This is a genomic window from Streptomyces zaehneri (assembly GCF_032248645.1).
Taxonomy (GTDB): Bacteria; Actinomycetota; Actinomycetes; order Streptomycetales; family Streptomycetaceae; genus Streptomyces; species Streptomyces coriariae.
In genome coordinates this window covers 54,736-75,855 of sequence record NZ_JASTTJ010000014.1, presented here as the reverse complement: position 1 = coordinate 75,855, position 21,120 = coordinate 54,736, and the positions used below count along the sequence as shown (strand labels likewise).

Annotated in this window: 16 protein-coding genes and 1 pseudogene; 10 read left to right on the top strand and 7 right to left on the bottom strand. The window is 70.1% G+C overall.

The window, feature by feature from the left end:
- Positions 1–166 precede the first annotated feature (166 nt).
- On the top strand, positions 167–772 hold the full coding sequence (locus QQM72_RS23070) for a dihydrofolate reductase family protein (protein ID WP_314222761.1): 606 nt from the start codon (positions 167–169) through the stop codon (positions 770–772).
- A 327-nt stretch (positions 773–1,099) separates the two neighbouring features.
- On the opposite strand, the gene QQM72_RS23065 is transcribed toward QQM72_RS23070, so the two are convergent.
- The 4 genes from QQM72_RS23065 to QQM72_RS23050 all read right to left on the bottom strand — a co-directional run bounded on the left by QQM72_RS23065 (position 1,100) and on the right by QQM72_RS23050 (position 4,711).
- Complete coding sequence (locus QQM72_RS23065) at positions 1,100–1,540, bottom strand: nuclear transport factor 2 family protein (RefSeq protein ID WP_314222760.1); 441 nt, start codon at positions 1,538–1,540, stop codon at positions 1,100–1,102.
- A complete protein-coding gene (locus QQM72_RS23060; RefSeq protein ID WP_314222759.1) occupies positions 1,531–2,337 on the bottom strand; it encodes an MBL fold metallo-hydrolase in 807 nt (268 codons plus the stop codon). Before QQM72_RS23060 ends, QQM72_RS23065 begins: the two co-directional genes overlap by 10 nt.
- Positions 2,338–2,792: 455 nt before the next feature.
- Positions 2,793–3,287 (bottom strand): MarR family winged helix-turn-helix transcriptional regulator, encoded by a 495-nt coding sequence (locus QQM72_RS23055; protein WP_314222758.1) that lies wholly within the window; start codon positions 3,285–3,287, stop codon positions 2,793–2,795.
- 383 nt (positions 3,288–3,670) lie between these two features.
- Complete coding sequence (locus QQM72_RS23050; RefSeq protein ID WP_399078355.1) at positions 3,671–4,711, bottom strand: MerR family transcriptional regulator; 1,041 nt, start codon at positions 4,709–4,711, stop codon at positions 3,671–3,673.
- A gap of 489 nt (positions 4,712–5,200) precedes the next feature.
- On the opposite strand from QQM72_RS23050, the gene QQM72_RS23045 reads away from it, so the two are divergent.
- The 9 genes and pseudogenes from QQM72_RS23045 (at position 5,201) to QQM72_RS23005 (ending at position 18,207) form a co-directional block, all read left to right on the top strand.
- Positions 5,201–5,788, top strand: a complete 588-nt coding sequence (locus tag QQM72_RS23045; RefSeq protein WP_314222756.1) for a DUF4383 domain-containing protein — start codon at positions 5,201–5,203, stop codon at positions 5,786–5,788.
- A 954-nt stretch (positions 5,789–6,742) separates the two neighbouring features.
- A complete protein-coding gene (locus QQM72_RS23040) occupies positions 6,743–10,762 on the top strand; it encodes an amino acid adenylation domain-containing protein (RefSeq protein WP_314222755.1) in 4,020 nt (1,339 codons plus the stop codon).
- 62 nt (positions 10,763–10,824) lie between these two features.
- Positions 10,825–11,433 (top strand): serine O-acetyltransferase EpsC, encoded by a 609-nt coding sequence (gene epsC / locus QQM72_RS23035; RefSeq protein ID WP_314222754.1) that lies wholly within the window; start codon positions 10,825–10,827, stop codon positions 11,431–11,433.
- 82 nt (positions 11,434–11,515) lie between these two features.
- A pseudogene (locus tag QQM72_RS23030) lies at positions 11,516–12,400 on the top strand (ATP-grasp domain-containing protein); the annotation flags it as partial.
- 21 nt (positions 12,401–12,421) lie between these two features.
- Positions 12,422–13,756, top strand: a complete 1,335-nt coding sequence (locus QQM72_RS23025) for a cysteine synthase (RefSeq protein WP_399078352.1) — start codon at positions 12,422–12,424, stop codon at positions 13,754–13,756.
- Positions 13,753–15,027: an ATP-grasp domain-containing protein gene (locus QQM72_RS23020; protein WP_314222753.1), complete on the top strand. Its 1,275-nt coding sequence runs from the start codon at positions 13,753–13,755 to the stop codon at positions 15,025–15,027. The genes QQM72_RS23025 and QQM72_RS23020 overlap by 4 nt, the downstream gene beginning before the upstream one ends.
- 81 nt (positions 15,028–15,108) lie before the next feature.
- Complete coding sequence (locus tag QQM72_RS23015) at positions 15,109–16,365, top strand: ATP-grasp domain-containing protein (RefSeq protein WP_314222752.1); 1,257 nt, start codon at positions 15,109–15,111, stop codon at positions 16,363–16,365.
- A gap of 51 nt (positions 16,366–16,416) precedes the next feature.
- Positions 16,417–17,640: an MFS transporter gene (locus QQM72_RS23010; RefSeq protein ID WP_314222751.1), complete on the top strand. Its 1,224-nt coding sequence runs from the start codon at positions 16,417–16,419 to the stop codon at positions 17,638–17,640.
- 114 nt (positions 17,641–17,754) lie between these two features.
- A complete protein-coding gene (locus QQM72_RS23005; RefSeq protein WP_054244704.1) occupies positions 17,755–18,207 on the top strand; it encodes a cupin domain-containing protein in 453 nt (150 codons plus the stop codon).
- Between the two features lie 72 nt (positions 18,208–18,279).
- Here QQM72_RS23005 and QQM72_RS23000 read toward each other — a convergent pair whose 3' ends face one another.
- From QQM72_RS23000 to QQM72_RS22990, 3 genes are all read right to left on the bottom strand, one after another.
- Positions 18,280–18,828: a nucleoside deaminase gene (locus QQM72_RS23000; protein ID WP_314222750.1), complete on the bottom strand. Its 549-nt coding sequence runs from the start codon at positions 18,826–18,828 to the stop codon at positions 18,280–18,282.
- A 35-nt stretch (positions 18,829–18,863) separates the two neighbouring features.
- Positions 18,864–19,700, bottom strand: a complete 837-nt coding sequence (locus QQM72_RS22995) for an LLM class flavin-dependent oxidoreductase (protein WP_314222749.1) — start codon at positions 19,698–19,700, stop codon at positions 18,864–18,866.
- An 87-nt stretch (positions 19,701–19,787) separates the two neighbouring features.
- The gene (locus QQM72_RS22990; protein ID WP_314222748.1) at positions 19,788–21,020 is read right to left on the bottom strand and encodes an MFS transporter; all 1,233 of its coding nucleotides are present in this window, start codon (positions 21,018–21,020) and stop codon (positions 19,788–19,790) included.
- Positions 21,021–21,120 lie beyond the last annotated feature (100 nt).

Genomic DNA, 21,120 nt, shown 5'->3' with positions numbered 1-21,120 from the left:
CCGCCGCCGGATCATCCGGCGAATCCGCCACACCTACGTCCGACGCCCCCGTGCCGTCGGCGACAGGGCGAACCTTGCCTGATCCAGCACTGCGCTGTGCCTCGGATGTGCCGCCGATGAGTTCTTGGCGGTGGTGCCGTCTACCTGTCGACGAAGGGAGCGCACCATGCGCAAGATCATCGTTTGCACGTTCCTGACGCTGGACGGCGTCATGCAGGCGCCGGGCGGCCCGGACGAGGACGCTGAGAGCGGCTTCGAGCACGGCGGCTGGCAGAAGCCGGTGACCGACGACGAGGTCGGCGCGGCCATCGCCGGTTGGTACGAGCACGCCGACGCGATGCTGCTCGGCCGCAAGACGTACGAGATCTTCGCGTCGTACTGGCCGAGCGCCGATCCCGGCAACCCGTTCACCCATCGGATGAACGGCATGCACAAGTACGTGGCGTCCCGGACTCTGACCTCCGTCGAGTGGCAGAACTCCACGCTGCTGGAGGGCGACGTCGTCGATGCCGTACGCGAGCTGAAGGCGTCCGACGGCGGCAACGTCAACGTCGTCGGCAGCGGAGACCTCGCCCAGACCCTCATGCGGCACGGCCTCGTCGACGAGTACCGGCTGACCGTCCATCCGGTGATCATCGGCACCGGCAAGCGGCTGTTCGCCGACGGAGCGATCCCCACGGCGCTGGAGCCGGTCAGCGTCTCGACGACGAAGGGCGGCACCGTCGTCGGCGTCTACCGGCCGAGCGGCAAGCCCGGCTACGACAGCTACTGAGCGATCTCGTTCGGATCACCGGGCGGTCTGGACAATGCCCGCGGCGTGGAGGGCACACGGTCGCCGACATGCTGATCGATGGGCGCCGGGGGCGGCCACCGGCGGAGCCGGTGGGCCAGGAACCGGCGCGAGGCCGTGCTGCGGCGCTGGCGCCGGGCCGCTGGTCTCGCGGGCGCTCCGGTTCAGCCGTCCAGCCGCCGCGCGCTGAGCCACTTCACGATCTCCGGGTCCTCGGGTACGCCGGATGCCCTCACGCCGCGGCGTGAGGGCATGCACTTCCGCGCACGTCCCGTGCCATGGGTCACGGCACGGGAACTCCGGAGCGGCTCAAGCGGTCATCGCGTCGCGGACGAGCGCGGTGTCGACGAACTGCTCGAAGCGGACGATCCTGCCGCCACGAACGACGAAGTGGTGGGCGACGCGGACGGCGAGTCGCTTTCCGGTCGCCTTGTTCGCGGCCGTGTAGCGGGCGAGGACGACGACGTTCTCGCCGTCGGCCACGTAGGTGTCGTCGTGCGCGATCCACTCGTCCCATTCCTGGGCGAGCTTCTCCATGACCCCGGAGGTGACGCCCTCGGGGGTACGGTACGTGCCGGCCAGCGGGAAGCCGGCCATCTCGGTCCACTCCACGTCCGGGGCGAGGGTGGCGCGCAGGGCCGCCAGATCGCCTGCCGCCGAGGCCAGGTACTGCCGGCGGACGATGTCGGCGGGGGCGTCGGAGTTGGCGAATTCGGTGTTGTTCGGCGTGGTCATGGCCGTCAGCCCCATGCCATCTCGCCCTTGGCGACCTTCGCACCGATCTGTGCGGCGATCAGCATGCCGTGGTCGGGGTGGCGCCGGACGAGAGCGTCGGTCAGCGCGGCCGCGTCGGCGGCCTTGCCCAGCTCCTCTTCGAAGGCGGTCAGGTAGTCACGCGTGGCCGTGATGGCGGACGCGTCGGCCGGCGTGCCCGGCAGACGGTGACCGGGGACGACCAGTTGCGGATCGAGGGTGGCCATGTCGTCCAGCAGGCCGATCCACGCGGCCCGCTGCTCGGGCCTGGCGGTGTCGGCGACCCATACGTGCTCCTGCTGGAACAGCAGGACGCCGCCGAGAAGGGCACGGTGCTCGGCCTGCCACAGGTAGTGGCGGTCGGGCAGTTCCGCTCCGCCGCCCCTGAGGTGGAAGCGGTGGCCTTCGAGGGTGATGTCTTCGGTCAGCGGCTCGATGTCGACGAGGCGGGTGGGCAGGTTCGCCCCGAGCGACTCCCATGCCTTGAGCTTGCCTTCGTAGGAGTGCTGGATGTGCTCGATGACGTGGTCGGTGGCGACGAACCTGGCGTCGGGGAAGGTGTCGGAGAGGACCTCGGCGCCGAAGTAGAAGTCGGGGTCGCCGTGGCTGATGAAGACGGTGGTCAGCTTCTTGCCGGAGTCGAGTACCTCGGCGGCCAGTCGGTGGCCGTCGGCGCGGGTGAAGCCCGCGTCGACGAGCAGCGCCTGGCTCTCGCCGGTGACGAGGGTGGCGGTCTTGTTCTTGATGCCGGCGGGGAAGTCGAGGTCGAGGACCTTGAAGGACAGCGTGCTCATGAGTGCTCCTGGGGCGGGATTGCGGGCGGAGATTCAGGACGTGCGAGCCGTGCGTCGTGCCGCGACGAGCCGCCGGCAGCCCTCTGCGGACTCGGTACCGGGCGGCCTGCCGATGACGCCGTTGGCCTCCTCGATGTGGCCGGACATCCTCATCGGCACCCGCCGTCCTCCAGGAAGAGGCTGCCGGAGACGACCTCCACCTGCACTTCGGGGTGGCGGGAGGCGACCTCACGCAACGTTCCGGCGAAACCGTGCGGCCAACCGCAGCAGGCATCGAAAACGTGGACCAGCTTCATCGACGACCTCGCCAGGGTGTGGCGCCCGCCTCGTGCGGACGATTCACCTGAGGAAACAGTAACTGACCAGTCAGATATTTCGGCATGATTGTGCTTCGCGTCACGCGGGAAGAGTGCATCTCGTGCCCCCAGCGCCCCGCGGTGAGCCTGCTTTGCAGGTCAGGGCAGGCGGGGCAACACGTCCCGGGCCGAGTGACTGAGGAGGCGAAGGTCCTCGGCGAACCGCCGACGGTCCTCCGCCGGAAGCGGCTCCATGAAATACCGCTCGATGTTCTCCACGTGCACGCGTGCGGCGCGAACCGTCGTCTCCTCGCCCAGCGAGGTGAGCCGTACCAGCTTCGCGCGCCGGTCGTCGGGGGAATCCGCACGCGTGACCAGACCCGCGCCCTCCATGCGGTCCACCAGACGGGTGGCGCCGCCCGTCGTCAGGACCTGTTCCTGGGCTATGGCACGCATCGACAGGCCCGGCGCGCCGGCCCGCCCGAGGATCAGCAGCACCTCGAACATCAGATGGCTGACACCGCACTCCTCCTCGAGTGCGCGCCCGAGGATGTACTCCAGCCGGTTGGCCGCCCCCTGTAGCCGTCCGAACGCCAGGATCGACTCGTGATCCGCGGCCTCCTTCGCCGACCCGATCCCCGCTTGCTCGCTCACGGTCGCGCCGCCCCTCTCACCGTTCCGGCTATCACCGTACCGATCATGTACGAGAGCGGCAGGGTGACGGTGGAGACGGGGGCCCGCCCCGCGCCGCGGGCTGAGGCCGAGAAGCCCTCGGCGGGCGGCCTCGGAGCCACTCCCGTGGCCAAACCCTCTGGACTGTTCCCCTCAGGGCCGCACCGCTGTCCTGCGGGGCCTGGCCCGGTGAGGACGGTACTGACGCAAGGACGCCTCCCTCGAACAGGCTGGGTACCGGGCGGGTGCTCCCGGCGACGGCCCGCCGGGCTGCCGCCCCGCCGGGCCGTGCGACGGCTCAGCGTGTGCCCAGGCGGAAACCGGACCGCGATGGCGGCCCGGGCGGGCGCGGCGGGCGACCACCGTCACGGCCTGGCCGAGCCGTGGAGCGATTCGAGGATACGGACCGCGTCGCGCAGTCCCGTCGGGCGCAGCAGTTCCCGGGACGAGCCGCGCTCCCAGCCGGGACCGCACACCAGGACCGGGCTGTGCCGCCGGGCGCCGCGGATTCCCCACCGGGCCGAGGCGATGTGCTGGGCCAGCGGAAAACTGGCCGTGGATCTCGACTGGGCCCAGAGGGCGACTGCGGCGGGACCGACCCGTCGCACGGCCCCGTCCAGCGCCTCGCCGGGGACGGCCCCGCTGAGCATCAGCGTCGGCACCCCTCGTTCGGCCAGTGCGGCGTTGAGAGCCTCCAGCGGCAAGGTGTGCTGCTCGCCGGGCAGGCAGGCCAGGAGCACGGGCGGGGTGTCCTGGCCGTGCCGCATGTGCTGGGAGGCGGCGTAGGCGTGGTGCAGCACGGTGGAGACGTGCCAGGACAGAAGGTGCTCGACTTCGACGTAGCGGTCGCCGGATGACTCCCACTTGCGGCCGACGGCGCGCAGTGTGGGTGCCATGACCTCCTCCCAGGCAGTGACGAGTCCGTAGAAGCGCACAGCGGCCGTGAGCTGTTCGTGGACGGCCGAGGCGTCGAGGCGGACGGCTGATCGGGCCAGGCCGCGGCACTCCTGCCGGGCGGACCCGAGGGGGAGCGCGCTCGGGGAGCGGGACGCACTTGCGCCTGTCGTCCCGCTGCGGGGCCCTGGTGAGGGCTCGCAGGTACGAGGAACGGGCGAGGTGGCGTCGGCGTGGGACGTCCCTTCGTCGAGTTCGCGCCGGGCTTGTCCCATGGCGGTCCGCGCCGCCTCGGCCGGGGGCACACCGGTGGCGGTGAGGCGGCACATCTCCTTCACCATGGCCACGTCCTGCGGGGACCATCGGCGCTGACGGCCGTCCGCACGCACGGCGGGACCCAGGCCGTAGCGGCGGTCCCAGGAGCGGAGAGTGGTCGGGGAGACGCCCAGGACGCGGGCCAGAGCACCTGTCGTGACGCCGGTGCCGGCCGGCTTCGCCGCGGGGCGAGCAATCACGGTCGTTCGGCCTCTGCGACGAGGGCGGCCGCGGACGGGAGCCAGGGCGGGCATCCGCACCGCGACAAGTGCTCGTTCGCCATGGGTTCCGCCTCTTTCGCTCGGGTGCGGACCTGCCGCCCGCGTCGGTCGACTGATCTTCTGCCGAACGCGGCCGAACGGATGCGCGGAGGGGGCACGGACGAGTGGCCGGGCTCCGGTCGCTCTGCAACAGGACGCCGGTTCGAGGCTCAGCACGGCGACTCTGCGCGACATGCCTGCGCCGCTCGCTCCGGCCGGCCGCCGGAACAAGCGATGCAGAGACGATGCAAGTTGTCGCATCGGTCGCTCCGCCGCCGCTGCGGTCGACAGAGGCAGGCTTCGCGAAGTCACCCGTCCGGAGTGCAACCACCGACGTCCGCGGAGGAGAAGACGGGTCAGTGCGACTGCGGAATGGCGCAGCCCGACAGGGGGATGAAGAGTCCCCGGTTCCGGAAAGGATCCGCCATGAAGTTGAGCGACGAATTGCCCGTCGACCACAAGCTTGCCACGGTCTACCGCTACGGCGCCGCGTTCTGCGGCCTGGTCCTGCTGGTCTTCGGCGTCCTGGGATTCGCCGACCGGCTGAGTCCGTTCGACACGGAGGGGCAGCATCTCGCAGGCATGTCGACCAACGGCGTCCTGAGCCTGATCTCCGTGGTCGTCGGGCTGGTTCTCATCGGCGGGGGCATCGTCGGAGGCAACTTCGCGTCGACGCTCAACATGACGGTGGGCACGCTGTTCCTGCTGAGCGGCTTCGTTCATGTCTTCGTCCTGGACCGGCCGGCCAACGTGCTCGACTTCGGGATGAGCAACGTGATGTTCAGCTTCGTCATGGGACTGGTCATCCTCACCTTCGGCATGTACGGCCGGGTCTCCAGCAAGCTGTCGCACGACAACCCCTACTGGCGCCGGCGCCACGCGCGGGAGGCCGCGAAGGAGTCCCTGGCCCGCCGCCGGCAATCCGTGAACCCGCTCGGTGACGGCGGCCGACGAGCAGTCGGGTCCGTGCCCGGCGCGTCGAACGCGTCCGAAGCGGCAGGTGCCCGCGACTGACGCGCTGGCAGGCGTCAGCCGCCCGCTACCGCGAGCGGAACCCCTGCCTCCCGCAAGGAGCCCCGACCCCGGCGACGCTCAGCGAAACGCGGAGCCTGCCTCGCTGGTGCTGCCCAGAGATTCCTGCTGGACGTCGGCGTCGCGCTGGTCGGTTCGCCGGCCTCGGACGCCGCGTCGCCGGGAGGGCGCCACCGAAGCGGTACCAACTGCTCCGGTGGCGCCCTCCGTTGCAAGTCCGTGAACGCTTCTTTAAGGCCCCGACTTCATCGGTCGGCCGCAACGCGGAACCTGCTGCATGAGGCATTCGCTCCAGCAGACGGCCAGAAAACGTTCCTATGAGGCGTGGTCGGCCGACTCGCATCGGCTGTCATGAATCAGGCCCCTGCGACACCGGCCGCAGGCCTGCCGCGTCGCGCCGACGGCGAACAACTGGAGCAACCTCCCTCGCTTTGCACCCCGCAACACTTCGGCCATCCTGACCTGGCCGAGAGTGGCGGCGGCAATCGCCCCAAAAGGGATGAGCGCGTTCGTTTCTCGATCTCGCGTCGGTCATGTGCATCGTGTACCTTCCGATTGCTTGCGGAGATGACTGACTTGTTTTGGCCTGCGCAGCGCCCTCCGGGGGGAAGGCGCAAGATCGTGACGGGCATGAAAATTGTGTGGGGGAGGCGTAAAAGGCATGTCTGCACGACCCCTTGAGCGAACGCGGCGCCTCTGTGGGCGATGTACCGAGAGGCGCTGAGCGCCGCCCTGGCGCCCTATGGTCACGGCAGGGTCTTCCTCCGGCCGATCATGTAAACGTCACGTGATTTCGACTGCTTCCATCCAAGGCGAAGCCCATCGGCGCTCGTGCTTCTCGCATGCCTGATTTCGCGAGCGTGTTACGCGCGTCGACTCAAAATTGACGAACTCTAGGTTCGAAGGATGATGGCGAAACTAACGGGGTCCGAGGAATTGTCCCTGTCAGACATGCTGGGCGCGGTCACCGTCGCCCAGCCCGACCGGACTGCCGTCTCCTGTGGCACGGAGCGGCTGACCTTTCGGCAACTCAGTGAGCGCAGCGGGAACACGGCCGGCTACCTCCGGCGGCTCGGTGTGGTGAACGAGCCTGTCGGCATCTTCATGGAGCCGTCCGTCGACCTCATGGCGAGTGTCTGGGGCGTCCTGCACGCAGGCGCCGCCTATCTGCCGCTGTCGCCGGAATACCCGGATGAACGTGTCCGCTACGTGATCGCGGACTCGGGGACCGAGGTCATCCTGGTCGACGAGTCCTTGGCGTCCCGACTGGCCGCGATCACGCCACCGGGAACGAGGATCGTCACCGTCGCGCAGACCCAGGCCCCCCCGGACGCCGATTCCGCCGCTCCGCCCGCCCCCTCGCCCGCACAGGGCCACAGCCTCGCGTACGTGATCTACACCTCGGGGAGCACGGGCAACCCGAAGGGCATCGGCATCGAGCACCACAGCATCGTCAGCCAGATGCGCTGGCTGGCCGACGAGCAGGGACTGGACGAGCGCAGGACGGTGCTGCAGAAGACGCCCCTGAGCTTCGACGCGGCCCAGTGGGAGATCCTGGCACCGGCCTGCGGCAGCAGCGTGGTGATGAGCGGACCAGGCCTCTACGCCGACCCCGCCGGGCTCATCGACCTGATCGTGGCGTACCGGGTGACCACCCTTCAGGGGGTGCCGACGCTGTTGCAGGGGCTCGTCGACACCGGACGGCTGTCCGACTGCACCTCGCTCACCCATGTCTTCAGCGGCGGTGAGTCGCTCACCAGGAACCTGGCGATCGAACTGCTAGACGCGTTACCGGACTTGGGCTTGGTCAACCTGTACGGACCGAGCGAGTGCACGATCAACGCGTCGGCCCACACCGTGGACCGCGGCACCGTCCAGCACGGTCCCGACCACATCTCCATCGGCCGACCGGTCCGGGGCATGAGCTTCCACATCCTCGACGCCGCCCGCCGGCCTGTGGCACGTGGTGAGTCGGGCGAACTCCACATCGCCGGCCGCCAACTGGCCCGCGGGTACCTGAACAACCCCGAGCTGACCGCCGAACGCTTCATCACCAACCCGTTCTCCACCGATCCCGAATCCGCCCGGCTGTACCGCACCGGCGACCTGGCCAGGTGGAACGACGACGGCACGGTGCAGTTCCTCGGCCGTACCGACAGCCAGGTCAAGCTACGGGGCTTTCGGGTCGAGCTGGACGAGATCAAGGTGTCCATCGAGAAGCACGACTGGGTCAAGCGCGCCGCCGTCCTGGTCCGCGACGACGCCAGAGTCGGCGCCAATCTCATCGCCTTCATCGAGCTCGACCCCCACCGGGCCGCGCTGATGGACCAGGGCAACCACGGTACCCATCACCAGTCGAAGCAGAGCAGGCTGCAACTCAAGGCGCAGCTGGCGAATCTGGGTGTGCGCCAGGAAGACGGAGCGGCCGTCGTCGAGCTGCCCGGACGCTCGGCGACGGCCCGGCAGCGGCGCACGGTGTTCGCCCGCAAGACGTACCGCTTCTACGAAGGCGGCGAGGTCGAACGGGCCGACATCATGGCCCTGCTCGCCCACCCGACGCGACAACCGGCCGCCCCCCGGGACCCGGACACCCTGACGCTGTCCGAACTCGGCTCCCTGCTGCGCTATTTCGGACAGTTCCCCAGCAGCGAACGGCTGCTTCCCAAATACGGGTACGCCTCTCCCGGCTCGTTGTACGCGACGCAGTTGTACCTGGAGCTGTCCGGTATCGCGGGTCTCGAACCGGGCTACTACTACCACCACCCGATCAACCACCGGCTCGTGCTGATCAGCCCCGCTCCGGTCGGCGCCCCGAGGCTGCGCGTCCACTTCATCGGGCGCCGGTCGGCCATCGAGCCCGTGTACCGCAACAACATCCAGGAAGTTCTCCACTTCGAAGCAGGCCACATGGTCGGCCTGTTCGACCAGGTCCTCCCCGGGTACGGGCTGCGCATCAACGCCCGCCCGGGGGAGTCCGAGGTCAAGGATCTCCTGCGCTGCCCGGACGAGGACCACTACCTGGGCACGTACGAGGTGGAGACGGCCGCCGCCCCGGCCGTCGACAGCCCGGTCGACCTCTATGTGCAGGCCCATCCCGACCGGATCGCCGATCTGGACCGCGGTCAGTACCGGTACGACGGCGCCGAACTGGTGCGCGTGTCCGACCACCTGATCCGCAAGCAGGACGTCATCGCCATCAACCAGGAGGTCTACGACCGCGCGAGTTTCGGGATCAGCGTGATCGGCCGCGCGTCCGAACCCTGGCAGCGCTACGCCGACCTCGGCCGGGAACTGCAGCGCCTCCAGATGAACGACCTCGACCTGGGGCTGATGTCCTCCGGCTACAGCTCGGAGACCGGCAACCCCCTGCCGTCCGCCCGGCGCATCGCGAACCTCGTCGGCCTCGGCCCGGACGCCGCGTCCTACTTCGCCGTCGGCGGCCGTATCAGTGCCGAGCAGCGGCTCAGCGAGGGCATGAAGGAGGACTCCGTCCACATGCGGGGGCCGGCCGAGATCGTCAAGGACAACCTGGCCGAGTCCCTGCCTGCGTACATGGTGCCCAACCGGGTCACCGTGCTGGACTCCTTCCCGCTCACCCCGAACGGCAAGATCGACCACCAGGCCCTGCGCGAGCTGGACAAGGCCGCCATGGAGGACACCGAGGCGCCGGTCGTCCCCCCGCGTACTCCCACCGAGGAGGCCATCGCCGCGCTGTGGCGCAAGGTGCTCAGACAGGACCGGGTCTCGATCCGGGACGACTTCTTCGCCGCCGGGGGCCACTCGCTGACCGCGGTCAACCTGGTCGGCCGGATCAACCGGGAGCTCGGCAGTTCCCTGCCGCTCCAGGTGCTGTTCGACGCGCCGACCATTGCCGAGCTGGCCAGACGCGTCGACCGTGAACCCGCGACCGCGCTGCCCAGGCTCGTACGTCTGCGAGCCGGAGACGGCAGACGGCCGGTCTTCTGCTGGCCCGGGCTGGGTGGCTACCCGATGAGCCTGCGGCTGCTGGCCGGCAGGCTGGAACTGGACCGGCCGTTCCTCGGAATCCAGGCCTACGGCGTCAACGCGGGCGAGATCGCGTACCCGACGTTCGACGAGATGGTCGCCAAGGACATCGAACTCATCCGGGAGGTCCAGCCGGCCGGCCCGTACACCCTGTGGGGCTACTCCTTCGGGGCCCGGGTCGCGTTCGAGACGGCCCGCCAACTGGAACGCGCCGGTGAGCGGGTCGACGAGGTCATCCTGATCGCACCGGGCAAGCCGCCCGTGGAAACCCGCGCCGAGACGCCCACCGAGGCGGCGGTCAGCTTCGCCGACAACACCTTCGTCGCGATTCTCTATTCGGTGTTCGCCGGAAACCTCGAGCGGTCGGCGGTCGACGCGTGCCTGGCCGCAACCCACGACGAAGACTCCTTCATCGCATTCGTCTGCGGCCGGTTCGAGCACCTGGAGCGGGAACTGGTGCGCAGGATCGTCGGCGTGGTGCGGCAGACCTTTCTCTTCGAGTACGCCCCTCACGAACTGGCCGAGCGCACCATCGCGGCACCGATCACGGTATTGCGGGCCGACGGCGACCAGGACTCCTTCATCGATTCCGGCCACACCCTGTCGAGTTCACCCCTCAGGGCCAGCCGACTCAGGGCTGATCACTACGAACTGCTGCGCACGAACGGAATCACCGAACTCATCACCGCCATTCAGGCCGCACGACTCCCCAGAAAGGCCATCGGAGTGCCTCACGTCAGCATCAAGCATTTCCCGAACAACCTCGAAGCCGACCAGATCTCCGTCCTCGTCGACGCGATCACCAGCGCGGTCCGCACCGCGTTCTCGGTCGACGAAGGCGCCGTGTCGATCGCCCTCGAACCGGTGGCCCAGGACGTCTGGACCGAGCGGGTGTACATACCGGAGATCGTCGAAGGCACCGGCCGCCTGGTCAAATCCCCGAACTACTGAGTCCGGCCGTCGAATTCGACGACAACACAGGAAAACCAGGACATGCCATTACGGAGGATCGTATGCGTAGGGTGATCAGCAGGGCGAGGGAAGACCTCACCGTGATCGTCGCGCGGGACCCGTCGATCCGCACCCGCGCGGAGGCACTGCTCCACCCCGCGCTGCCCGCGCTGTGGACCCACCGGCTCGCACATGCCCTGTACATCCGTGGGCACCGTCAGCTCGCCCGGATCCTGTCCTACCTGGCCCGCGCGGTGACCGGCGGCATCGAAATCCATCCGGGCGCGACGCTGGGCCGGCGCGTGTTCATCGATCACGGGGCCGCGGTGGTCATCGGGGAGACGGCCGAGGTCGGCGACGATGTCACGATCTTCCATCAGGTCACGCTGGGCGCGGTCGGCTGGTGGCGGGACGGGCGCCGCGAACCCGGTGCCCGCCGGCATCCGGCCGTCGGCGACCGGGTGGTGCTCGGCACCAACGCGATCGTGCTCGGTCCGGTCACCGTCGGCGACGACGCGTTGATCGGCGCCGGTTCGCTCGTACTGTTCGATGTGCCACCAGCCGCCCGGGTGACGGCCCCCGAGGCCGAGGTCGTGCAGCGGCTGTCGGCCGCGGATCGCGAGGAGGCCGACCAGCTGCTGCGCGCGCTGGCCACCTCCGGGTGCTGGTGACGGCCCCCGGCTCCGTTCCCCGTTCAGCCATTGTCGTTGTCGTCCCACCCGACCACGTGTCGGCATGCCATCGGAGGCATAGATGATTCACGTCGGTGTCGTGGAGAGCAACCTCTCCGGATCCGGCTTCGAAGGCCTGCAGATCATCAAGGAACTCGACTGCCGCGTCACCTTCTTCACCCGCGACCTGGACCGGTACCTGGAAGTGCCGGGCGGACCGGCCTACTTCGACGACTACGTCGACGAGATCGTGCACTGTGAGACGAACACCTTCGAGGACCTCCTGCCGCACGTGCACGCCGCCGGGGCCGAGCACCCCTTCGACGCGTTCCTGACCCTGGCGGAGTACGACGTGGTCGTGGCCGCCGAGGTGGCGGTCCACCTCGGACTCCCCACGGTCAGCGTCGACGGCGTCGCGACGGCACGCAACAAGGCGCTGATGCGCCGGCGCTGCGCCGAACTCGGCGTCGCGATACCGGCGTTCCGCACCGTGCGCAACCCCGCCGAGGCCGAGGCGGCCGCGGCCGAGATCGGCCTGCCCTGTGTGGTGAAACCGGCCGACGAGACCAGCAGCGCCGACGTCCGGCTGGTGGAGACCGCGGCCCAGGCGGCTGAGCATGTCGCACTGATCCGGTCCCGGGTGGAGAACACCCGCGGCCAGGCCCGCTATCACGAGCTGATGGTCGAGGAGTACCTGAGCGGCCCCGAGGTCAGTGTGGAGCTACTGGCCGACGGCGACCGGTACGAGGTGTTCGGGGTGACCGACAAGTCGGTCACCGGCCAGGGCTACTTCGTCGAGCTGGCCCACACCTTCCCCTCCGGCCTGCCCGAGCCGGTGGTGCGCGCCTGCGGCGACCTGGCCGTGGAAGCGCTCCGCGCGGTCGGGTTCGACCTGGGCATGGCCCATGTCGAGATCAAGGTGACCGGGTCCGGGCCCAAGCTCATCGAGATCAACCCGAGGCCCGCCGGCGGCAAGATCACCTACCTCGTGGACCGTGCTCTGGGCATCCGGTCCCTGGAGCTGGTGGCCAGGCAGTACCTCGGGCAGCCGCTGCCGGCCCGGGTGCTGCCCGAGCGGCCGGTCGGCGGCGCCGCCATCCGCTACCTGACCGCGCGGCCCGGCCGCGTCGTGTCGGTCGGCGGGCAGCAGCGGGCTGGCGCCCTGCCCGGCGTGGAGGAGGTCGTCGTCAAGCCCGAGCCGGGCTCCGTGGTGCGGGAGTTGCGCCGCAACGGCGACCGCGCCGGACATGTGCTCGTGGTGGCCGAGACCGCCGAGCTCGCGGCGCGCACCGCGGAGGCGGCCGCGCAGGAGATCAGCATCCGGACCGAGCCCGTCGTCCGACGCCCGGTCGCGGACTCCCTGGTCGACCTGATCGGCGGGACGCCGCTGCTCCGGCTGCCGGTTCACCGCATCGTGGACGGCGTCCCGGCCGATGCCGAGGTGCTGGCGAAGCTGGAGCTGTTCAACCCCTGGTCCAGCAGCAAGGACCGGGCCGCGCTGTCGATGCTGCGCGGCGCCGAGGAACGGGGGCTGCTCACCCCGGGGGACGGCACCGTCATCGAGGCGACCTCGGGCAACACCGGCATCTCGCTGGCCGCGCTGGCGGCGGCCCGCGGCTACCGCTGCGTCATCGTGCTGCCGGACAACGCCACTCAGGAGCGGGTGGCCATGCTCCGCTCGCTCGGCGCCCAGGTGGTACGCACCCCCCACACGGGCGGCTACCAGGCGGCGGTCGACAAGGCCGAGGAACTCCACCGGCAGACACCCGGGTCGTGGTTCTGCCGCCAGCACGACAACCCGGACAACACGCGCGCGCACTACGAGACGACCGGCCCCGAGATCTGGAGCGACGCCGACGGGCGGATCGACGTGTTCGTCTGCGGAGTGGGCACCGGCGGCACGCTCAGCGGCGCCGGGCGGTACCTGCGCGAGAGCCATCCCGCGGTCCGGATCGTGGCGGTGGAACCGGCGGGCTCGCCGCTGCTCTCCGGCGGCGAGCCCGGTACGCACACCATCCCGGGCTTCAACGGCGGTTTCATCGCTCCCACCACGGAGCGAAACCTCATCGACGAGGTCATCGCGGTCTCCGACGCGGACGCCCTGGACACCACCCGGCGGCTCGCGCTGCGCGCCGGACTGATGGTCGGTGTCTCGGCCGGCGCCGTCGTCCACGCGTCCGGTCTCCTGGCCGCACGTCCGGAGTACCGGGGCCGGCGCATCGTGACCCTGCTGCCCGACACCGGGGAGCGGTACCTGAGCCTGCTCGGCCGGGAGGCCGAGCCGGTAGCCGCCGCGGCCGCGCACGGCGGCGGTGCCCGGTGACGGCGCCCGGCCCCACCGATGACCGGCCCCGCCTGCTGATGGTGATGCCGTACCGCCAGTTCGTGCGCAAGGCACAGGCCGAGGGGTTCTGGGTCGGTGCGGTCTGGGACCCCCGGCTGGAGTCGCCGGAGTACCTCGACGACGTGCGCGCTCTGGCGGACCTGTTCGTGTCGGCCGACTTCCGGGACGCGGAACTGCTGCGCCACACCCTCCACGAGGTGGCACGGGAGCACCGCGCCACGCTGATCTACCACATCGGCAGGGAAGAGACGATGGTCACCGCCTACGAGGTGGCCGAGGACCTGCGCACCGAGCTCAACCCGGCCGCGGCGATCCGCCTCCTCGCCGACAAGCGAGCGATGCGGGACCTGCTCGCCCGGCGCGGGCTGTCCCCGGTGTCCTACGAGGCCGCACCGACGCGGCACGAGGTGCCGGACGCCGTCGAGCGCATCGGCTACCCGGCCGTGGTCAAGCCGTCCGCGCTGGCCGGCAGCCGAGGTGTGTTCCTGTGGCAGGAGGCGCGGGACCGCGCGGCCTGGACCGCACTCGTCGACCGGTACGGCTACGACGGCCCGTTCCTGGTCGAGGAATATCTGCGGGGTCCCGAATACAGCGTGGAGACGCTGAGCAGGGACGGCCGGCACCAGGTCATCGGCATCACGGAGAAGCTGCTGGGACCACCGCCGCTCTTCGTGGAGGTGGGGCACGTCCATCCGGCGCCGCTGCCCCGGGACCGCCGACGGGCCGTCGAGGAACTCACCACGGAGTTCCTCACGACGTGCGGGTACCGGTTCGGCCCCGCGCACACCGAGGTGATCTGGACACAGCACGGCCCGCGCATCGTCGAGTCGCAGGCCCGGCTCGGCGGTGACCGGATACCGCGACTCGTCGAACTGGCCACCGGACTCGACATCGAACAGGCGATCTTCGCCGCCCTGGCGGACAGACCGGCCGAGCCCGCCGAGCCGACGGCGACCGCGATCGTGCGGTTCTTCACCTTTCCGCCCGGCCGCGTCGACGCGATCCACGGCCTGGAGACAGCCGCTCGGCTCGGACACGTCGACGAGCTGAGCCTGCGGCTGCGCCCGGGCGACACCGTACCGGCGGTCGTCGACTCCAAGAGCCGGCACGGGCACGTCATCGTCTTCGGCGCCTCTCCCGAGGAGGCCCGCGCCCGCTGCGCGGAGGTGCTCGCCGCCATCGAGGTCGTCATCGACGACACACCCGTACGAGCGGACGGCCGCGCCGGAGCGCTCGGGACGCCCGTGTGAGCCCCGCCGGTCACGAGTCCCCCCATCCCGAAGAAAGGCAGTGACGATGCAGTGGTCCACACCCACGACCAGGAGGTCGCCATGAGCACCCCCGCCACCGACGCACAGGTGGTGTTCGTCGGCTACAACGCGGCCTACCTGCGCGCGATCGACGGGAGCGTCCCGAGCGGGTCGGTCGTGGTGATCGAGGAACCCGACATCATCCGCAAGCGCCGGCTGCAGGACGCGGCGGCACGCTTCGACTGCCTGGACCGGATCGTCCCGGCGGGTTACCAGCAGTCGGCCGAGGCCCTCGACCTGGCGGCCGAGCTGACGGCCGCCAGGCCGGTGGCCGCCGTCGTCCCGGGGCTGGAGTACGCGGTGCCGGCGACGGCCGCACTGGCCGAGAAGCTCGGGCTGCCGGGCGCGGCCGAAACGGCCGCGCAGGCACTGCGGGACAAGGTCCGGCTGCGCGAGGTCACGGGTGCGGGCGGCGTCCGCAATCCGCGCTGGCGCGAGGTGCACGGCCCCGCGGACATCCTAGAGTTCGCCGGCGACGGTCCGGTCGTGGTCAAGCCGGCGAACCGGCAGGCGAGTGTCGGCGTGCAACTGCTGGACTCGGTCGACGCCGCCACCGCGGCACAGGCATGGCAGCGGACCTCGTCCGCCGCCGAGTACGAGCAGGTGCCCGACCGGCAGCTGGCGTGGCGCTTCCTCGCCGAGGAACGCCTGCGGGGTCCCGAGTACAGCGTGGAGGCACTCGTACGGCAGGGCGAGATCATCTTTGAGAACGTCACGGCCAAGACCGTCGTCCCGGGGCCGTATCCCGTCGAACTCGGCCATCTGCTGCCTGCTCCGCTCGACCAGGACACGCAGGCCGCGTTCGAGACGGCCATGCGGGCGCTGGTCGCCGCGATCGGCTTCCGGACGGGCATCCTGCACGCGGAGTGGATCCTGACCGAGGCGGGCCCGACGCTGGTCGAATGCGCCGGCCGCTGCCCCGGTGACTACCTGATCGACCTCGTCGACCTGGCCTACGGCACACGGATCAGGCTGACCCTGATCGACCTGCTCGCCGGCCGTACGGTCACGCTGCCCCGTTCCGCACGGCAGACCTCGGCGATCCGGTTCCTGGCCGCCGAGCCGGGCACCGTGACGGAGGTCGCCGGCGTGGACACGGCGCAGGGGTTGCCCGGCGTCCAGGTCGCGGAGGTGGATGTCGAGGCCGGCCAGGAGGTCCGGCCGTGGGCGTCCTCCTGGGACCGCGCCGGGCACGTCATCGCGACCGGGCCGGACGCGGACACCACCCGTCAGCGCGTCCTGGACGCGGACGCGGCCATCCGCATCGCTACCGATTGAGGAAACACAATGTCTGTTCTGTGGCAACGCGTCCGCGGATGGCGCGGGTCCATGCCCGGAGGGTCGGTCGGCACGAGGCTGGCCGTGATGGCGATGATCGACGCGGTGGGCACCGGCGCCTTCCTGGCCGTCTCCGTGCCGTTCGTCACCAGGTCGGTGCACCTGTCCGAGGGCAACCTCGGTTTCGGCCTGGCCCTGTCGGCCGCCATCGCCCTGGCCACGGCCATCCCGATCGGCATCCTGGCCGACCGGATCGGCCCGAAGAAGGTGCTGGTCGGGGTGAGCCTGTGGCGCTGCGCCTGCTTCGTGGTCTACCCGCTCGTCCAGAACCTGTGGCAGTTCCTGACCGTCGTGTGCCTGCTCGGCCTGGTCGACAAGGCGGCGGCACCGATGGAACAGGCCCTCGTCGGTCAGGCGACGGCGACCGACGACCGGGTCAGGGTGGTGGCGATCCTCCGGTCGCTGCGCAACGTCGGCTTCACCCTCGGCGCCCTCCTGGGCGGTATCGGGCTGCTGATCGACACCCGGGCGGGGTACACCGCGATCCTGCTGGTCAACGCCGCCTCCTTCGCGGTGCTCGCGAGCCTGGCCGCCCGGCTCCCGGTGCTCCACGCGTCGGCGAAGAGCCTGCGTCGGCGCTTCTCGGTCAGTGTGCTGCGGGACGGATCGTTCCTGTCGTTCACCGGCATCAACGCCGTGCTCACCATGCACATGACCCTGCTGAGCATCGGTATCCCGCTGTGGATCGTCGGGCACACGGACGTCTCCTCGGCGCTGATCTCCCCCCTGGTGGCGGTCAACACCGTGCTCGCGGTCGCCCTGCAGGTGCGGGCCAGCCGGGGTACCGACACCATCCCCGGCGCCGCGCGGGCCCTGGTGTGGGCCGGTGTCTCCCTCGCGGTCTGCTGCCTGCTGCTCGTCGCGGCGCCGAAGCTGCCGGTCCTCCTGGCCGTCGGCGTGCTGCTGCTGGCCATGGTGGCGCTGACCGGCGGCGAGTTGTTCCAGTCCGCCGGTGGCTGGGGCGGCTCCTACCTGCTCGCGGTGCCCGGCCAGGAAGGCGTCTACCTCTCGGTCTTCTGGCTCGGCGTGGCCGTCCAGCAGATCGCGGCGCCGGTGCTGGTCAGCCTGGTCGTCACGGCCGGCTCCACCGGATGGGTCGTCCTGGCCGCGCTGTTCGCCGTCTGCGGACTCACCGCGCCGGCCATCGGCCGATGGGCTCAGGCACAAGCGGCAGCCAGGCACCGCCCCGACCCGAGCCTGGCCGAAGCCACGTAACCACCTCGGCCGGCAGGCTCCGTCCGGACCCGAGCCTGGCCGAGGCCACGTAACCACCATGCATGCCGCTCCCGTAGTCGGGTCGGCACGGTTGATCACCACTCAAGGAGAGACGTGTCCGTTCCGCTGTATGTACCTTCCGGCGAAGGCGAGTTCGTCAACATCCGGGACACCAAGAGGACGTACCTCAAGCTCACCACGCCTGACTCGAACGGTGAGTTCGGCTTCTTCGAGCACCACATGGCTCCGGAGGCGAGCGGTGCCAGCCCGCACATCCACAAGGACTCCACCGAGATGTTCTACGTGGTGAAGGGCGAGATCGAGTTCACCATCGGCGACCGCAAGGTGGTGGGTGAGCCCGGCGCGTTCGCCTACATACCCAAGGGCGAGCCGCACGGCTTCACGAACAGGGGCAACGAGGATGCCACGCTGTTGATCATGTTCTACCCGATCTACAACCGTGAGGACTACTTCCGCGGCCTGGGGCGCCTGACGGCCAACGGGCGCAACCCCAGCCTGGAGGAACTCCAGGAGCACATGGCGAAGTACGACCAGTTCATGGTCTGACCCGCGAACCCACGCCAACGAACGGGGGCCTGGCAGCGATTGCGCTGCCAGGCCCCGGTGTTCGCGCCGCCGTCAGTCGCTCGCGCTGCTCCGGGTGCGGAAGCGCCACTGCAACTCACGCACCTGCTCGGCCAGTTCCGGGACGGGACCCGCCACTACGAGACCGGGCACGACGTCCTTGATGGACAGCGGACTCAGGGGCGAGGTGATCGGCACGCCCCACTCCGCCTTCCAGTCCCGAGCCTGCTGGGACGAGCTCGCGTACACGATGCGGCCCAGTCCCGCCCATCCGTGTGCGGCCGCGCACATCGGGCAGTGCTCACCCGACGTGTACACGGTCGCGGTGGCCCGCTCCTCGGCGCTCAGGTGGGCCGCGGCCCAGCGGACGAGTTCGAATTCGGGGTGCCGGGTCGGGTCGCCCGTGGTCGACTCGCGGTTACGGTCCTCGGCGAGGATCTTGCCGTCCGCATCGACGAGCACGGATCCGAACGGCCAGTCGCCGGCCTCCACCGCCTCGGCCGCCAGCTCGATGCAGCGGCGCAGATAGGGCAGTTCGGCTTCGGTGACGGTGGTGGAGCGGTCGGCGCCGCTCGCGGGAAGGTCGTGGTCGTTGAGGGCCACTGATACTCCGTCTCGTCTCGTTGAGGGGGTGTCGGCTACGGCCGGTGCGCGGCCACGGTCGCCAGTGCCTGCCACGCCGCCTCGGGCCGCAGGGTTTCGTTCGGATCGCCGTGGTACGGATCGAGCAGCACGGTTTCGGCACCGGCACGGCGCAATTCCTCGATGTCCTCGAGAATCTGTTCCAGGGTTCCCTCGCCTGCCCGGCGATCCGGGTCGGCGATCGGCTTTTCCGTGAGCCGGAGAAAGATGCGCGGCGCCAACTCCGGCACCGGCTGATCGAGCTCGGCCGAAATATCCTTCAGCCGAACCGAGGCGTCCCTGAACCAGGGCATCGTGAACCGCAGTGGATGCCATGGAGAACCAAGTCGGACGGCACGCCGTATTGCGGCGTCGCTGTTGCCACCGACCCAGATGGGAATCTGTCCGCAGCGATAGTCGTCTTCGTTCTCCCATGCGGCACGTATGGTCCGCAGGTGTTCGTCGGTCAGAGCGCCACGCCGTTCGAACGGGACGCCCAGCGCCTCGAACTCCTCCCGTGCCCAACCGACCCCGACGCCGAGGATCAGTCGGCCGCCACTGAGTTGCTGCAGGTTGGCAGCCATGCGGGCGACCAGGAGAGGGGGCCGGTAGGGCGCGATGAGCACCGTCGTGCCCAGCTCTATCCTCGTCGTGATTCCGGCCAGCCAGGAGAGAGTTGTGAACGGTTCGTAAAATGGGGCGGGATATTGCCGGGCGACATCCGATGTGATCGCCACATGGTCGGAGAGCATCAACAGGTCGAATCCGAGACCCTCCGAGGTCTTGGCCCAGCGGGCCAGGTTGTCCGGGTTCGCACCCGGACCGAAGTTGGGGACATTCACACCGATCCGCATGGCCCAACACTAGCAACTGGCAGACATTGGCGTGCAGTTGTCTCCACAGGATTTCGGAAGAGCGAATGCGCGGCACGTGACGGCCGGTCAGTTGTCCTGAGCCGAACCGCAATTCCTCGCATCCGGCAGATGCGCTCTGCGAAGGTCCAGGAGGAAGAATGCGGCCAGTACGGCCGCCGTCGCCGGGAAGAGGGCGGACGGGCCGCCGAGGGAGAGCAGCGGGCCGCCCGCGAGCGATCCGATCCCGGTACCGCCGTCGAAGGCGACGTTCCACGCGACCCCGGCCATGCCGAGGCCGCCGGGGCGGTCGCCGGCCGCCTGCATGGCGAGGACCAGGGTGGCGCTCTGGACCGCGCCGAAGCCCGCTCCGAACAGGGCGGTACCGGCCAGCAACAGAGCGGGGTCGTGAGAGGCCGCACCCGCTGCTGTGCCGATCGTCGTGGCCACAACGGCGGGTAGGAGCACCTGGCGTCCTCCGTACCTGTCGATGAGCCACCCGGCGCCGAGCCGGGAGAGCACGGTGGAGGCCTGCGCGGCAAGCAGCGCACCGGGCGCGGCCGAGGCGGTCAGCGGCAGGAAGGTGAAGACGACGCCGTAGGCCGTGGTGGAGGCGGCCTCCACCATGAGGGGGCCGGTCATGGGGCGCAGTGACCGCCATGTTCCGTGCGGGGTCCGTGGGCGGCCGGAGCGAGGTCCGGCCGCCCGGACGGGCGCTGCGGCGCGAGAAAGGCCGAACGAGCCGACCAGGACCAGAGCGGCCGTGCCCGCCGTCAGCGCGAAGGCGAGCGCGTACGCCTCCTGCCGGGCCAGGGCGATGCCCAGCGGAGCTCCCAGGACGCCGGCGACACCGACCACCGCGCCGTACCAGCCGAGGGCTCGCCCCCGCTTGCCGGACGGGAACAGCTCAGCGGTGAAGGTGACGCCGGCGACGACGAACACGCCGAAGCCCAGCCCGCGTACCGCCGCGAGACCGGTCAGGGCGGGCAGTGCGGAGACGGTCGGCAGAACCAGGCACGGCAGCCCGAGCAGCGCACCGCTCATGGCGAGTGCGTGCCTTCGTCCGAGGCGGGCGAAGAGCCACGGCGTGAAGGGCTGTACGACCAAGGTGGCCGCCATCAGGGTGGCGGTGAGCATTCCGGCGCCCGACGGTCCGGCGCCGGACCGGACGGCGTACGCGGGCATCGCGGAGAGCGTCAGATTGAAGCCGGCGAAGCCGCCGAACGCGGCGATCAGGGTGCCGGCGATCGCTGTCCGCCTCCGCCCGGCGGAGGGCGCCGGGCAGGGGGCGGTCGAGGCGGACGAGTCTGCCGGCGTGATCATCGCGACCCGGCTGTGCCCAGAAGCCTGGTGCGCATCGAGCGCCGGTACCGGTTACGGAACGCCGTTACTGCGAAAGGAAGATCAGTCAGCGCAAGCACTG